Origin of the sequence: Amycolatopsis rhizosphaerae (assembly GCF_007713715.1) — a bacterium.
GTDB classification, from domain to species: domain Bacteria; phylum Actinomycetota; class Actinomycetes; order Mycobacteriales; family Pseudonocardiaceae; genus Amycolatopsis_E; species Amycolatopsis_E rhizosphaerae.
The window spans coordinates 1-14,154 of the sequence record NZ_VJWX01000151.1; the positions used below are offsets into that span (position 1 = coordinate 1).

A 14,154-nucleotide genomic window follows, 5' to 3' on the forward strand; every position below is an offset into this window, starting at 1 on the left:
CGATCCCCCCGCCCCAGGGCTGCACCGACTACGACAAGGCGGTCGTGGCGACCTGCCTGGACACGGTGTCGGCGATCGCCGCGCTGCCCGGCGGCGGCTCGGATCCGGGGGCGCTGGCGGCGGAGCGCCGCAGCGGCCGGATCATGCAGGTCTCCGCCAACGGCAAACCCGTCCAGCTGGCCTCGCTCAAGGTCGACGCGACCGGTGACGGCGGGCTGACCGGGCTGGCACTGTCCCCCACCTTCGGTGAGGATCAGCTCGTCTTCGCCTACATCACCACGGCCACGGACAACCGCGTGGTCCGGCTGACGAAGGGCCAGCAGCCCAAGCCGGTGCTCACCGGTATCCCGAAGGGCGCCACCGGCAACCGCGGTGCGCTGGCCGTCGACGGCAAGGGCGCGCTCCTGGTGGCCACCGGGGACGCGGGCAACCCCGCCGCGGCCGCCGATTCCCGCTCGCTGGCGGGGAAGGTGCTGCGCATCGACACCGGGGGCAACGCCGCGCAGGGCAACCCCGCTCCCGGCAACCGGGTGATCGCCGGCGGGCTGCACTCCCCCGGCGGGATCTGCAAGTCCGGGGATCTGACGCGGCTGTGGGTCACCGACCACGGCGCCATCGACGCGCTCTACCGGGTCAATCCGGGTGCCGCGCTGTCCGCACCCGCCTGGACCTGGCCGGACCGGCCGGGGGTGGCGGGCTGCGCGGACGGCGGCCAGTCGGTGCTGGTCGCCACCGCGGGCAGTGCCGTCCAGCAACTGCCGCTCACCGCGGAGGGCGCCGTCGGCGGCACCCCGAAGCCCCTGCTGGACGGCAAGAACGGAATCGGTTACGGGCGGTACGGCGGCCTCGACCCGATCGACGGGCGGTTCGCCTTCATCGGCACGGTGAACAAGGACGGCGGGCAGCCCGTGTCCAGCGACGACCGCGTGGTCGTGATCCAGCTCCAGCCGAACCCCAACGGCGGCAGCGGCAAGGACTGACGCCGCCTGTCCAGGGGCCTCCGGCAACCGCCCTGATCAAAGGTGCGAGCAGGGATTCGACGCTGCCGCTGGGCCGGCGCCGATCAAGGAGTCACTCCCAGGTGGAAGCGCAGGAGACGCGTTCGCCGGTATCTTGGCGGCGTGGACGTGGAACCGGGCGAACTGGTCGACGGGGCTGCCGCCGTCTCCGACCCCGAGTCCGACAAGTACTGGGCACTCATCCGCCGCCTGCACGATCGCACGGACCGCGCCGCGTTCGACGTGGCACTGACCGCCGCCCGATCGACGGAAATCCGGCGCCGGCTGGTCGGCCTCGATGTGCTCGGCCAGATCGGGTACGCCGCCGACCGGCCTTTTCGGGCCGAGACACTGGCCGCGCTGCTGGCCGAGGCGGTACAAGCCGCCGACGACCGGCTGATCGCCTCGGCCGTGACCGCACTCGGCCACCTGTCCGACCCACGCGCGCGTCCCGGAATCCTGCGCCACGCCGCCCACCCGAGCAAGGACGTGAGGTTCGCCGTCGCGGTGGCGCTGCCGGGCGTGACGGACGCCGACGCACCCGACGCCGACGTCGTCGAGGCCCTGATCCGCCTGACGCGCGATCCGGACACCCAGGTGCGGGACTGGGCCACCTTCGGACTCGGCACCCAACTGGCCGCGGACACACCGGCCGTCCGCGCAGCGCTGACCGAACGCCTCGGCGATCCCGACGGCGACACGGCCGGGGAGGCTCTGCTCGGGCTGGCCCGCCGTCACGATCCGCGGGCCCTGCCCAGGGTGCTGGCCTGGCTCGACGACGACCCCGGCAACCTGATCGTCGAGGCGGCCGGGGAACTCGCCGCCCCCGAGTGCCTGCCGGCGCTGCTGCGCCTGAAGGACCGGGACGGCGGCGGAGACAACGCATGGTCGGCAGGACTTGACGCGGCCATCGCCGCCTGCGCGCCCACACGGCCGGCAGGCTAGCGATTTCACCGGCCAGGCCGCGCCACACGTTGCGGGAAAGCCCGGCCGGACTCAGCGACCGCGGCGTGACGGGGACGGCGCGGGAGCGCGCCTGGAGGCCCGGACGTCGAGCACGGCCACGGCCAGGGAGGCGAGCCCGCCCAGCATCCCCAGGTAGCGGCCGAGGCCGCCGTAGGCCCCGACGCCACCCTCCTGAAGGACCACCGACGCGTCCTCGCCGTGCGCGCGGTCGATGGAATGCCAGAGCACGCTGTCCATGGCCAGCCAGCCGAGGACCATCAGGACCACGGCCACCGCCGCGGCCATCAGCCACAGCTGCGGCAGGCCGCTCATCCGCACCCGGCGGGACTGGCCGAACAGCACCACGGCCAGCCCCGTCAGCACCAGCAGCAACGGCCCCGCCCAGGCGAGGAACCCGGTGGTCCAGGCGTCGCGCGCGACCTCACCGGCCGGCACCTCGCGCAGGGCCTCTTCGGCGATCTGGTTGCGGGCCGCCAGGTTCGTCCAGGGCAGGAACAGCGCGGCCACCGAGATCGCCCCCGCGGCGAGCGCGGTCCACTCCCGCCAGGAGACACGGCGGGACGAGAACCAGCCCGCCCGCCGCGCGGGATCGGCCCCGGTCCGGCTGCCCACCGCCTAGCCCTGGCCGACTCGCTCGAGGATGAGTTCGCGCACGCGTTTCGCGTCGGCCTGGCCCTTGGTCGCCTTCATCACCGAACCGACGATCGCACCGGCGGCCTGCACCTTGCCGCCGCGGATCTTGTCGGCGATGTCGGGCTGCGCGGCCAGCGCTTCGTCGACCGCGGCGAGCAGCGCCGAGTCGTCGGAGACGACCTTCAGTCCGCGCTTCTCCACGACCTCGTCGGGCTCGCCTTCCCCGGCAAGCACCCCCTTGACCACCTCGCGGGCCAGCTTGTTGGTCAGCTCACCGGTGGAGACCAGCTCGATCACCCTGGCCACCTGCCCGGGGGTGATCGGCAGGGCGGTCAGCTCCACCTCACGGGAGTTGGCCTCCTGGGCCAGGAAGTTGATCCACCAGCCGCGCGCGTCGCCGGGCTTCGCCCCGGCCGCGACCGTCGCCTCGACGCGGTCGACCGCACCCGAGTTGAACAGGTCCCGCAGCTCCTCGGCGGTGAGCCCCCATTCGGTCTGGATCCGCTGCCGCCGGGCGGCGGGCATTTCGGGCAGCGTGCCGCGCAACTGCCCGACCCACTCCGCGGGCGGCGCGATCGGCACCAGGTCGGGCTCCGGGAAGTACCGGTAGTCCTCCGCGGTCTCCTTGGTGCGGCCGGGCGAGGTGGTGCCGTCGGCCTCCTGGAAGTGGCGGGTCTCCTGGGTGACCTTGCCGCCGTCGGCGAGCACCGCGGCCTGCCGGGTCATCTCGTAGCGCACCGCGCGCTCGACGCTGCGCAGCGAGTTGACGTTCTTGGTCTCGGTGCGGGTGCCGAACTCGGTGGCGTCCTTGGTCATCAGCGACACGTTCGCGTCGCAGCGCAGGGAGCCCTGGTCCATCCGGACGTCGGACACGCCCAGGGCGAGCAGCAGGTCCCGCAGCGCGCTCACGTAGGCCCGTGCGACCTCCGGGGCCCGGGCGCCGGTGCCCGTGATCGGCTTGGTGACGATCTCGATCAGCGGCACGCCCGCGCGGTTGTAGTCCAGCAGCGAGTGCTCGGCACCGTGGATCCGCCCGGTGGCTCCGCCGACGTGCAGCGACTTGCCGGTGTCCTCCTCCATGTGCGCGCGCTCGATCTCCACGCGCACCACTTCGCCGTCGTCCAGCGTCACGTCGAGGTAGCCGTTGAACGCGATCGGCTCGTCGTACTGGGAGGTCTGGAAGTTCTTCGGCATGTCCGGGTAGAAGTAGTTCTTCCGGGCGAACCGGCACCACGGGGCGATCTCGCAGTTGAGCGCCAGGCCGATCCGGATCGCCGACTCCACCGCCTTGCCGTTGACCACCGGCAGCGAACCGGGCAGGCCGAGGCAGGTCGGGCAGACGTGCGTGTTGGGCTCGCCGCCGAAGAGGTTCGCGCAGCCGCAGAACATCTTCGTGTTCGTGTTGAGTTCGACGTGCACCTCGAGCCCGAGGACCGGATCGAAGCGCTCGAGGACCTCGTCGTAGTCCATCAGGTCGGCAACCGCGGTCACAGCGTTGCTCCCTTCAGTTCCGGAACCCGGTCGATGATGCTGCCGCGCGCCACCTCGTAGGCGGCGCCGACGCGGTAGAGGCGGTCGTCGGCCAGCGCGGGGGCCATGATCTGCAGCCCGACCGGCAGCCCGTCCTCGTCGGACAGCCCGCTCGGCACGCTCATGGCCGCGTTGCCCGCCAGGTTCGCCGGAATGGTGCACAGGTCGGCGAGGTACATCGCGAGCGGGTCGTCCACCCGCTCCCCGATCTTGAACGCCGTGGTCGGGGTGGTGGGCGAGACGAGCACGTCCACCCGCTCGAACGCGTCGTCGAAGTCCCGCTTGATCAGCGTCCGCACCTTCTGGGCGGAACCGTAGTAGGCGTCGTAGTAGCCCGAGGACAGCGCGTACGTGCCGAGCATGACGCGGCGCTTGACCTCGGCGCCGAAGCCCGCCTCACGGGTCAGCGACATGACCTCTTCGGCGCTGTGCCTGCCGTCGTCGGCCACCCGCAGCCCGTACCGCATCGCGTCGAAGCGGGCGAGGTTCGAGGAGCATTCGCTGGGCGCGATCAGGTAGTACGCCGGCAGCGCGTAGGTGAAGTTCGGGCAGGAGACCTCGACGACCTCCGCGCCCAGTGCCCGCAGCTGCGCGACGGCGGCCTCGAAGGACCGCTGCACCCCGGCCTGGTAGCCGTCCCCGGCGAACTCGGTGACCACGCCGACCTTCACGCCGGTCAGGTCCCCGCGCAGGCCCTCACGGGCCGCGGCGACCACCGGCGGCACCGGGGCGTCGATCGAGGTGGAGTCGAGCGGGTCGTGCCCGGCGATGACCTCGTGCAGCAGGGCGGCGTCGAGCACCGTGCGGGCGCACGGCCCGGCCTGGTCCAGCGAGGAGGAGAAGGCGACCAGGCCGTAGCGGGACACCCCGCCGTAGGTGGGCTTCACGCCGACGGTCCCGGTGACCGCGCCGGGCTGGCGGATCGAACCGCCGGTGTCGGTCCCGATGGCCAGCGGCGCCTCGAACGCGGCCAGAGAGGCCGCCGACCCGCCGCCGGAACCGCCGGGGATGCGCGTGGGGTCCCACGGGTTGCGGGTGGGCCCGAACGCCGAGTTCTCGGTGGAGGAGCCCATCGCGAACTCGTCCATGTTCGTCTTGCCCAGGATCGGCATGCCCGCTTCGCGCAGCTTGCGCGTGACGGTCGCGTCGTAGGGCGGAACCCAGCCTTCGAGGGTCTTCGACCCGCAGGTGGTGGGCATGTCGCGGGTGGTGAGCACGTCCTTGAGCGCCAGCGGCACCCCGGCCAGCGCGGAGGCGGGCTCGGCGGCCTCGTCCACCGCCCTGGCGGCGGCGAGCGCACCCTCCGCGTCGAGGTGCAGGAAGGCGTTCACGGCGCCGTCCACCTCGGCGATCCGGTTCAGGTGCGCCTGCGTCACCTCGACGGCGGACACCTCGCGGCCGCGGATCTTTTCCGCCAGTTCGGCGGCGGTGAACCTTGTTAGGTCGGTCACTTACTGTTCCTCCCCCAGAATCCGCGGTACCCGGAACCGGCCCTCTTCGGCGGCCGGTGCGCCCGCCAGCGCCTGCTGCTGGGTCAGCCCCGGGCGCACGACGTCCTCACGGAAGACGTTGGTCAGCGGCACGGCATGCGAAGTCGGCGGGATGTCGTCCCCCGCGACCTCGCCGACCTTGGCAACCGCGTCCAGGATCTGGTCGAGCTGACCTGCGAAAACGTCCAGCTCGTCGTCGGTGACCGCCAGCCTGGCGAGTTTGGCGAGGTGCGCGACCTCGGCACGGGAAATGTTGGGCACGCGGGTTACTCCCGGGGTGTGCTGTCAATGGTTTCGGTAAGGGGCAAGTCTATGGCGAGCGCCGCCGGTGGCTCGACGGGGTTGTGCACAGCTTGCGTGCGGAACGGTCTCGGAACGCGGACAGCACCTCCCCCTGCGCCGCCCCGTCTGTCACAATCGGCGACCGGCAGCACTCCACGGCAAGGCTGGAGCGCTCGACCCGAAAGGGGTTCACGTTGTCCTTCCTGATCCGGGTTCAACTCCCGGACTCCCCAGGAACCCTCGGTGCGGTCGCCACGGCGCTCGGCACGATCGGGGCGGACATCCTCAGCGTGGACGTGGTCGAGCGTACCGGTGGGATCGCCATCGACGACCTGGTGATCGAACTGCCGTCGGGGCGGCTGCCGGACGCGCTCATCACGGCCGCCGAGAGCATCCCCGGCGTGGAGGTGGACGCGGTCCGGCCGTACGCCGGGCTGCTGGACTCCCACCGGGAGCTGGAACTGGTCGAAGACATCGCCGCGCAGCCCGCCCGTGGCCTGGAGCTGCTGGTCGAGGGCGTGCCCAGGATCATCCGCGCGGGCTGGTCGATCGTGGTTTCCCACGCCGAGGACGGCATCCACCGCCTGGCCTCCTCGAGCGCCGCGCCGGAGGTGCCGATCACCGAGCTGCCCTGGCTGCCCCTGCAGCGGGCCACCGTGCTGGACGGCGAAGACGCGTGGGTGCCCCAGACGTGGCAGGAGCTGGGCACCGAACTGGCCGCGACCCCGCTGGGCAAGCCGGACCGCGCCCTGCTGGTCGGCCGCCCCGGCGGGCCGATGTTCCGCGCGGCCGAGGTCGCCCGGCTGGCCCATTTCGCCGGGATCGTCGCCGTCGTCCTCGACGGCTGAGCTCGCGCTTCCGGGGTGAAAGTGTGCGCTCAGCGCATGCCGTGTCCGCTCAGCGCATCCCGTGTTCGGCGGCACCGGTGATGTTGCGCGCCATCCCGCCGAAGATCACCCGGTGCCAGGGCACGAGTGCCTTCCAGTACAGGTGCCCGGCCAGCCCGTGGGGCAGGAAGATCGCCCGCTGCCGGTAGACCGACCCGCCGCCGGTGTCGGAGTTCGCGGACAGTTCGAGCCAGGCCCGGCCCGGCATGCGCATCTCGGCACGCAGGCGCAGCAGGTGCGGCCGCTCGATGCGTTCCACGCGCCACCAGTCCAGCGCCTCGCCCACGTGCAGGCGGCGCGGATCGCGCCTGCCGCGCCGCAGGCCCACGCCCCCGGCCAGCCGGTCGATCCAGCCCCGCACCGCCCACGCGAGCGGGAAGGAGTACCAGCCGTGCTCGCCGCCGACGGCCTCGATCACCGACCACAGCGTGCCGGCGTCCGCCCGGGTCCGGAGTTCCCGCACGTCCTGGTACACGCTCCCGCCGGACCAGCCGGGATCGGTGGGCAGCGGATCGGACGGCGCGCCCGGGGTGCTCGCGTCCGACCACCGGGTCGGCACGCCGGCGGCGCGGGTGCGCGCCAGCGCCAGTTCGACGGCCCGGTCGTAGGGGGTGAGGCCGCCCTCGGGATCGGGGATCCACGCGACGATGTCGCGGTCGTGGCAGACCACCTCGTGGATCAGGGACTCGATGAGCGGCACCGCGATGCTGCGCGGCACGGGCGTGACCAGGTTGACCCACTGCGCGGACAACCACGGCGTGAGCACGGGGACCGGCACCACCAGCCGCCGCGGCAGCCCGGCCACCACGGCGTACCGGCGCATCATCTCCAGGTAGGTGAGCACCTCGGGGCCGCCGATGTCGAACGCCCGGTTCACCTCCGGCGGCAGCTCCGCCGCCCGGACCAGGTAGTGGAGTACGTCGCGGACGGCGATGGGCTGGATCCGGTTGTGCACCCAGCGCGGGGTCACCATGGCGGGCAGCCGCTCGGTCAGGTAGCGCAGCATCTCGAAGCTGGCCGAGCCCGAACCGAGGATGATCGCGGCGTTGAGCACCACGGTCGGCACCCCCGAACCGAGCAGAATGCGGCCGACCTCGGCCCGGGAGGCCAGATGAGCGGACAGCGGTTCACCCTCGGGCGTGATCCCGCCCAGGTAGACGATCCGGCCCACGCCCGCCCGGGCGGCCTGCCCGGCCACGGTTTGCGCACCCTGCCGGTCCAGGCGGACGAAGTCCTTCCGGTGCAGGGAGTGGACGAGGTAATAGACCACCTCCCGTCCGTCCAGCGCGGCGGCGACACTCGGGGCGTCGCCGACGTCGCCGCGCACCACCTCCACCCGGTCGTGCCAGGCGGTTTCGGCCAGCTTCCCCGGATCCCGGGCCACGGCACGAACCTCGTGCCCGGCCCGAAGCAGTTCCGGGACCAGGCGCCCGCCGAGGTAGCCGGTGGCGCCGAACACCACGCACCGCATCCTCCGATCGTCGCTCAGTTGAGCCGGGACGGCCACCAGACCCGCTTGTCCAGCTCCAGTGACAGCGCCGGGACCAGCAGGGAACGCACGATCAGGGTGTCCAGCAGCACTCCGAAGGCGACCAGGAAGGCGATCTGCGCGAGGAACAGGATCGGGATCACCGCCAGGGCCGCGAAGGTCGCCGCCAGCACCACACCGGCCGAGGTGATCACGCCGCCGGTGAGGGTGAGCCCCCGCAGAACCCCCTTGTGGGTGCCCAGGCTCAGGGTTTCCTCCCGCACCCGGGTCATCAGGAAGATGTTGTAGTCCACGCCGAGCGCGACCAGGAACACGAACGCGAACAGCGGCACCGCCGGATCGGCGCCCGGGAAGCGGAACAGGTGGTTGAACACCACCGCCGAAACACCCAGCGTCGCGCCGAAGGACAGCAGGACGGTCACGATCAGCAGCAGCGGGGCCACCAGTGCGCGCAGCAGCAGCGCCAGGACCACGAAGATCACCGCGAGGACGATGGGGATGATCATCGCCCGGTCGCGCCGCGAAGTCTGCTGGGTGTCGAGCTGGATCGCGGTCCGCCCGCCGACCTGCGCGTCCGCGCCCGGCACGGCGTGCACGGCGTCCCGGATGCGCTGCACCGTGGCCAGCGCCGCCTCGGAGTCCGCCGGGTCCGACAGCACCGCGTACACCTGCGTGCGGCCGCCCACGGTGGTGGTGGGTGCGACCTGCGCGACCCCCGGCACGTGGGCGGCGCGGGCCACCTCGTCGGCACGCCCCGCGTCGGCGATGATCACGGTCGGGGAGCCGGAGCCGCCGGCGAAGTGCCGGGCCTGCGCCTGCTGCCCGGTCACCGAGTCCACTTTGGTCAGGAACAGATCGGACTGCGCGGTCCCGGAGGCCCTGAGCTGGGGCAGGAAGGCGACCCCGGCCAGGAGGACCACGCTGGTGACCACCCAGACCGTGCGGGGCCGGGCCTCGACGGCGTGGGCGATCCGCGCCCAGAGCCCGCCGGTCTCCGGATGCGGTGAGCCGAGTTTCGGGCGCAGCGGCCAGAACGCGGCGCGCCCGCACAGCGCGAGCGCGGCGGGCAGGAAGGTGAGCGAGGCCAGCAGGGCGGCGACGATGCCGATGGCGGCGACCGGACCGAGTCCGCGGTTGGACTGCAGATCGGAGAACAGCAGGCAGAGCACCCCCAGCACGACCGTCACCGCGGACGCGACGAGCGGGGGGAGCACGGCGCGCCAGGCGATCCGCAGCGCCTCGAACCGGTCTTCGGTGTCCCGGAGCTGCTCGCGGAACCGGGACACCAGCAGCAGGGCGTAGTCCGTGGCGGCGCCGAAGACGAGGATGAACAGGATGCCCTGGCTCTGGCCGTTGAGCGTGAGCAGGTCGTGGTCGGCCAGCACGTACACGGCGAGGCTGGCCAGGCCGAGCGCGAACACGGCCGAAAGCAGCACCAGGACGGGCAGCAGCACGCTGCGGTAGACCAGCACGAGGATCACCGCCACCACCAGGCCCGCCACGACCAGCAGGAGCCCGTCGATGCCGCCGAAGGCGGTGACCATGTCCGCGATCTGCGCGGCGGGCCCGGTGACCAGCACGGTCAGCCCGGACGGGGATGCGGCGAGTTCGGCGCGGATCGTCTTGACCACTTCGGCGGGTTTCTGCCCGGTCTTGATCGGTACGACCAGTTGCAGTGCCTGCTTGTCCTCGGACAGCTGCACCCGGGGCAGCGGCCCGGCGACGCCCGGGATCTGTCCGATCCGGACGGACGTTTCGGTGAGGAAGGCCGTGTCCGGCCCGGTGATCCCGGCCGGGCGCTCGGCGACGACGACGGCGGGCAGCACCTGCGTCGGCGAGAAGGCGCGCTGCTCGTCCTGGACCCTGGTGGACTCGGCGGAGGCGGGCAGGAACGCCGAGCTGTCGTTCTTGGCGACCGAGCTGAGCTTGCCGGTGTAGGGCCCACCGAAACCGCCCACGACCAGCCAGACGAGCAGCAGCAGCGCGGGAACCAGCCAGCGGGTGCGGCGGACGGCCGGAGTGCGCGGCAGGACGGGTGAGGTGCTCGGCATGACGGATACAGTCCTCCGGGTCGCCATTTGTTCAGCAGGCTGAGCATTTTTATCATGGGGAGGTGTCGTGACCGGCAAAGAGGACACGACGAACAGCACCGAAGAGGGCATCACGTCGTGGCCGACGGGCCGCCTGCTCTCCGCCGCGGCACGCTTGGTGGAGCAGCGCTGGACCGACCGGCTCGACGCGCTCGGCCTGTCGCACGCCGGTCTGATCGTATTGCACACGCTGCGGGGCGGCGCGTTGTCGCAACGGGAGCTGGCCCGGCGCTGCCAGGTGACCGATCAGACCATGAGCCGAACCCTCGACCGGCTCCAGCGGGCCGGTCACCTGGAGCGCGTGCCCGACCCGGCCGACGCGCGGCGCCAGCTCGCGCGGCTCACCGAGGCGGGCAGGCAGGCCCACCGGCAGGCCGACCGGCTCGCCCGCGAGGACACCGGGGTCCTGGGCGCGCTCGGGAATGACAGCGCCTTCCGCGCCCAGTTGATCACGCTGATCGAGCGGCTGCGCGGCTGAAGCCCGCACTGCGGCCCGGGCGTGGGTCAGGTGAGGGGGAGGGCGAAGGCGCGGAGCCAGAAGCCGGGGACGGGTTCCCAGTCGCGTTCGGGGAGGCGGGTGAAGCCGAGGCGGGTGTAGAGGCGGTGGGCCGCGGTCATGGCCTCCAGGCTGGACATCACCACGCACTCGGCGCCGAGTTCCCGGGCTCGGTCGACCACGGCGCGGGTCAGTGCCTCACCGACCCCGCGGCTCCGCGCCGCTGGCGCGGTGGCGAGCATGCGGAACTCCAGCTCGCCCGGCCGGGAGATCTCGGCCATCGGACTGCCCGGCGGGGTCAGCGTGACCGAGCCCAGCACCTGTCCCCCGCCGTCCACCGCCACCAGCAACTCCGAATGCGCGACGCGGCCGGCCGCGTCGGACAGCTCGTGCACGTAGTCCGGGTCGGCGACCAGCAGGCCGTCCTCCCGGTAGGCCGCGACCGTCAGCGCGCCGACCACCGCCAGTTCCTCCGGCCGCACGGGCCGCACCACGAACTCACTCACCGGTCTGCTCAGCCTCCGTGGGCAGTGCGACCTCCGCCGCCGCCTCCGGTCCCTTTTCCAGCAGCACCCGGAAACCGCTTTCGTCCAGGACCGGCACCTTCAGCTGCACGGCCTTGTCGTACTTGGACCCGGGCGCGTCCCCGACCACCACGAAGGCCGTCTTCTTCGACACCGAACCGGCCGCCTTGCCGCCGCGGGCGATGATGGCCTCCTTGGCCTCGTCGCGGGAGAATCCGGTCAGCGATCCGGTCACCACGATGGACAGCCCCTCCAGAATGCGCGGGATGGATTCGTCGCGCTCCTCGGCCATCCGCACCCCGGCCCGCCGCCATTTGGCCACCACCTCCCGGTGCCAGTCCACGGTGAACCATTCGCGCACGGCCGCCGCGATCGTCGGGCCGACACCGTCCACATCGGCCAGTGCCGCCTCGTCGGCCGCCTCGATCGCTTCCAGCGAACCGAATTCGCGGGCGAGCGCCTGGGCCGCGGTCGGTCCGACGTGCCGGATGGACAGCGCCACCAGCACCTTCCACAGTGGCCGGTCCTTCGCCGTTTCGAGGTTGGCCAGCAGTTTGCCCGCGTTCGCCGAAAGCTCCCCCGACTTGGTGCGGAACAGCTCGACCTGCCGCAACTTCTCCTCGTCGAGGGCGAAGATATCACCCTCGTCGGCCACCACACCCGACTCCAGCAGCGCACTCGCCGCCTCGTAGCCGAGCACCTCGATGTCGAAGGCCCCGCGGCCCGCCAGGTGGAACAGGCGCTCCCGCAACTGCGCCGGGCAGGACCGGGCGTTGGGGCAACGGATGTCGACGTCGCCCTCCTTCTGCGCGGCCAGCGGGGTGCCGCACTCCGGGCACCGCGTCGGCATCACGAACTCGCGCTCCTCGCCGGTGCGCACCTCGACCACCGGGCCGAGCACCTCGGGGATGACGTCGCCCGCCTTGCGGATCACCACCCGGTCGCCGATCAGGACGCCCTTGCGCTTGACCTCTTCGGCGTTGTGCAGGGTGGCCATCGCGACCGTGGACCCGGCCACCTTCACCGGCTCCATCACCGCGAACGGGGTGACCCGCCCGGTGCGGCCGACGTTGACCTGGATGTCCAGCAGCTTGGTGTTCGCCTCTTCCGGCGGGTACTTGTACGCCACGGCCCAGCGCGGGGCTCGCGAGGTGGTGCCAAGGCGGCGCTGCAGCGCGACCTGGTCGACCTTGATCACCACGCCGTCGATCTCGTGTTCGGCGTCGTGCCGGTGCTCGCCCCAGTACCCGATGTGGGCCAGCACCTCCTTGGCGGTGTCGAACACCCTGGTGTGGGCGGACACCGGCAGGCCCCAGGCGGCGAGCGCCTCGTAGGACTGCGACTGGCGCTCGGGCTCGAAGCCGTCCCGCCTGCCCAGCCCGTGGCAGATCATCCGGAGGCGGCGGCTGCGGGTGACGCGGGGGTCCTTCTGGCGCAGCGAACCGGCGGCGGTGTTGCGCGGGTTCGCGAACGGCGACTTGCCCGCCTCGACCAGCTTCGCGTTGAGGTCGAGGAAGTCCTCGACCCGGAAGAACACCTCGCCGCGCACCTCGATCAGCTCCGGCACCGGATACTCGTCGGTGCCGGTGAGCATGTCCGGCACCTGCTCCAGGGTGCGCACGTTGAGCGTGACGTCCTCGCCGGTGCGCCCGTCGCCGCGGGTCAGCGCGCGGGTGAGCCTGCCCTGCTCGTAGAGCAGGTTGACGGCGAGACCGTCGATCTTGAGCTCGCACAGGTACTGCGTCGAGCCGCCGACCTCGCGTTCGACCCGGTCGACCCAGGCCAGCATCTCCTCGGTGTCGAACACGTTGTCGAGGCTGAGCATGCGCTCGAGGTGGTCGTGGGCGGCGAACTCGGTGGAGAAGGTGCCGCCCACGTTCTGCGTCGGCGAGTCGGGGGTGACCAGGCCCGGATGCTCGGCCTCGAGCCGTTCGAGCCGGTGCACGAGCTCGTCGAACTGGCCGTCGGAGATGGTGGGCGCGTCCAGCACGTAGTAGCGGAACTGGTGGCCGCGGATCTCTTCGGCCAGCGCACCGTGCCGCTCCCGCACCTCGGCGGGAACGTCGGACATGTCCTGGACTACCGGCTCGTCACTCACAGTCGGCAGCTTAATCAGTGCCACCGACACTTTCCGGGTCCCGGCGGTCGAGCCCGCGGACCAGGTCCCGGAGCTCCACGAGCGTGAGCGCCTCGTCCGGTTCGGTGCCCACCACCTCGACGCGGCGCAGCCACCGCCCGGCCAGCCGCTCCCCCAGCGCGGCGTCCAGCGGCAGGAAGGTCATCGCCGAACGCGACGCTTCTTCCAGTCCGGCGAGCTGGGGGTGGTAGACGGCGACGTCGACCGCCCCGGCGCCGGAGTCGACGGTGGCGCCGACCCGGAAATCGCCGAGCCTGATCCGGTGCGCACCGAGGTTGACGGTGACCTCGGTGGGGTCGGGCACCGGGGGCACCGAATCGTGGTACTCCCAGATGGCGTCCTCCTCCGGCGCCGCCGCCCGCCACGCGTCCGTGTAGGGGCGCAGCGCCGGGTCCTCCTGGCCGCTCACCACGAGCGCGTAGATGGCGCGCTGCCCGCGTTCGAGGGAGAAGTGCAGCTCCGGGTGCAGCCGGGCGACGACGGCGGCCAAGTCGTTCTCGACGCGCTGCGGCTGGCGGTCACCGAGGGCGGCGTTGGTCTCGGGCAGCATCGTGAACCAGGTCTGCCAGAACTCCCGTGCCGCGGCCTCCGGATCGGCGGGCACCTCCTGCTCGGGCCAGGGGGTCCGGGGG

Annotated in this window: 13 protein-coding genes; 4 read left to right on the forward strand and 9 right to left on the reverse strand. The window is 72.2% G+C overall.

Translation table 11 applies throughout. The features are described 5' to 3' along the window. A partial coding sequence (locus tag FNH05_RS16735) for a PQQ-dependent sugar dehydrogenase (protein ID WP_144589250.1) occupies positions 1 to 980 on the forward strand: 980 nt, incomplete at its 5' end. 141 nt (positions 981 to 1,121) lie between these two features. Continuing rightward, positions 1,122 to 1,943, forward strand: coding sequence for a HEAT repeat domain-containing protein (locus tag FNH05_RS16740; protein ID WP_186382581.1), 822 nt, complete (start codon positions 1,122 to 1,124; stop codon positions 1,941 to 1,943). Positions 1,944 to 1,994: 51 nt separating this feature from the next. Here the strand turns inward: FNH05_RS16740 and FNH05_RS16745 are convergent, their stop codons facing one another. The 4 genes from FNH05_RS16745 to gatC are packed head-to-tail and all read right to left on the reverse strand — an operon-like array spanning position 1,995 to position 5,878. Further along, positions 1,995 to 2,576, reverse strand: a complete 582-nt coding sequence (locus FNH05_RS16745) for a hypothetical protein (RefSeq protein WP_144589254.1) — start codon at positions 2,574 to 2,576, stop codon at positions 1,995 to 1,997. Between the two features lie 3 nt (positions 2,577 to 2,579). Next, entirely contained in the window at positions 2,580 to 4,088 is a 1,509-nt protein-coding gene (gene gatB, locus FNH05_RS16750; protein WP_144589256.1) for an Asp-tRNA(Asn)/Glu-tRNA(Gln) amidotransferase subunit GatB, read from the reverse strand. Beyond that, positions 4,085 to 5,578 (reverse strand): Asp-tRNA(Asn)/Glu-tRNA(Gln) amidotransferase subunit GatA, encoded by a 1,494-nt coding sequence (gatA, locus tag FNH05_RS16755; protein ID WP_144589258.1) that lies wholly within the window; start codon positions 5,576 to 5,578, stop codon positions 4,085 to 4,087. Before gatA ends, gatB begins: the two co-directional genes overlap by 4 nt. Continuing rightward, on the reverse strand, positions 5,579 to 5,878 hold the full coding sequence (gene gatC, locus FNH05_RS16760; RefSeq protein ID WP_144589260.1) for an Asp-tRNA(Asn)/Glu-tRNA(Gln) amidotransferase subunit GatC: 300 nt from the start codon (positions 5,876 to 5,878) through the stop codon (positions 5,579 to 5,581). A gap of 215 nt (positions 5,879 to 6,093) precedes the next feature. Between gatC and FNH05_RS16765 the strand changes: the two genes are divergently transcribed. Continuing rightward, entirely contained in the window at positions 6,094 to 6,747 is a 654-nt protein-coding gene (locus tag FNH05_RS16765; protein ID WP_144589262.1) for an ACT domain-containing protein, read from the forward strand. 49 nt (positions 6,748 to 6,796) lie between these two features. Here FNH05_RS16765 and FNH05_RS16770 read toward each other — a convergent pair whose 3' ends face one another. Together FNH05_RS16770 and FNH05_RS16775 are read right to left on the reverse strand one after the other, a co-directional pair. Further along, complete coding sequence (locus FNH05_RS16770; RefSeq protein ID WP_144589264.1) at positions 6,797 to 8,257, reverse strand: SDR family oxidoreductase; 1,461 nt, start codon at positions 8,255 to 8,257, stop codon at positions 6,797 to 6,799. Between the two features lie 14 nt (positions 8,258 to 8,271). Next, positions 8,272 to 10,326 (reverse strand): MMPL family transporter, encoded by a 2,055-nt coding sequence (locus tag FNH05_RS16775; protein WP_144589266.1) that lies wholly within the window; start codon positions 10,324 to 10,326, stop codon positions 8,272 to 8,274. Between the two features lie 67 nt (positions 10,327 to 10,393). Here FNH05_RS16775 and FNH05_RS16780 point away from each other — a divergent pair, with 67 nt between their 5' ends. Further along, positions 10,394 to 10,843 carry a MarR family winged helix-turn-helix transcriptional regulator gene (locus FNH05_RS16780; RefSeq protein ID WP_246127781.1) on the forward strand — a complete coding sequence of 150 codons (450 nt, stop codon included), beginning with the start codon at positions 10,394 to 10,396 and terminating at the stop codon, positions 10,841 to 10,843. 26 nt (positions 10,844 to 10,869) lie between these two features. Here FNH05_RS16780 and FNH05_RS16785 read toward each other — a convergent pair whose 3' ends face one another. The 3 genes from FNH05_RS16785 to FNH05_RS16795 form a co-directional block, all read right to left on the reverse strand. Continuing rightward, on the reverse strand, positions 10,870 to 11,367 hold the full coding sequence (locus FNH05_RS16785; protein ID WP_144589268.1) for a GNAT family N-acetyltransferase: 498 nt from the start codon (positions 11,365 to 11,367) through the stop codon (positions 10,870 to 10,872). Next, positions 11,360 to 13,456 carry an NAD-dependent DNA ligase LigA gene (ligA, locus tag FNH05_RS16790; protein ID WP_144589272.1) on the reverse strand — a complete coding sequence of 699 codons (2,097 nt, stop codon included), beginning with the start codon at positions 13,454 to 13,456 and terminating at the stop codon, positions 11,360 to 11,362. Before ligA ends, FNH05_RS16785 begins: the two co-directional genes overlap by 8 nt. Before the next feature lie 37 nt (positions 13,457 to 13,493). After that, the coding region (locus FNH05_RS16795; RefSeq protein ID WP_246127782.1) for a hypothetical protein at positions 13,494 to 14,154 on the reverse strand (661 nt) is incomplete at its 5' end.

Excerpts from the sequence above, each read along its gene's own strand:
- FNH05_RS16775 (WP_144589266.1), bottom strand. The coding sequence starts at position 10,326 with ATGCCGAGCACCTCACCCGTCCTGCCGCGCACTCCGGCCGTCCGCCGC.
- FNH05_RS16770 (WP_144589264.1), bottom strand. The coding sequence starts at position 8,257 with ATGCGGTGCGTGGTGTTCGGCGCCACCGGCTACCTCGGCGGGCGCCTG.
- ligA (WP_144589272.1), bottom strand. The coding sequence starts at position 13,456 with ATGTCCGACGTTCCCGCCGAGGTGCGGGAGCGGCACGGTGCGCTGGCC.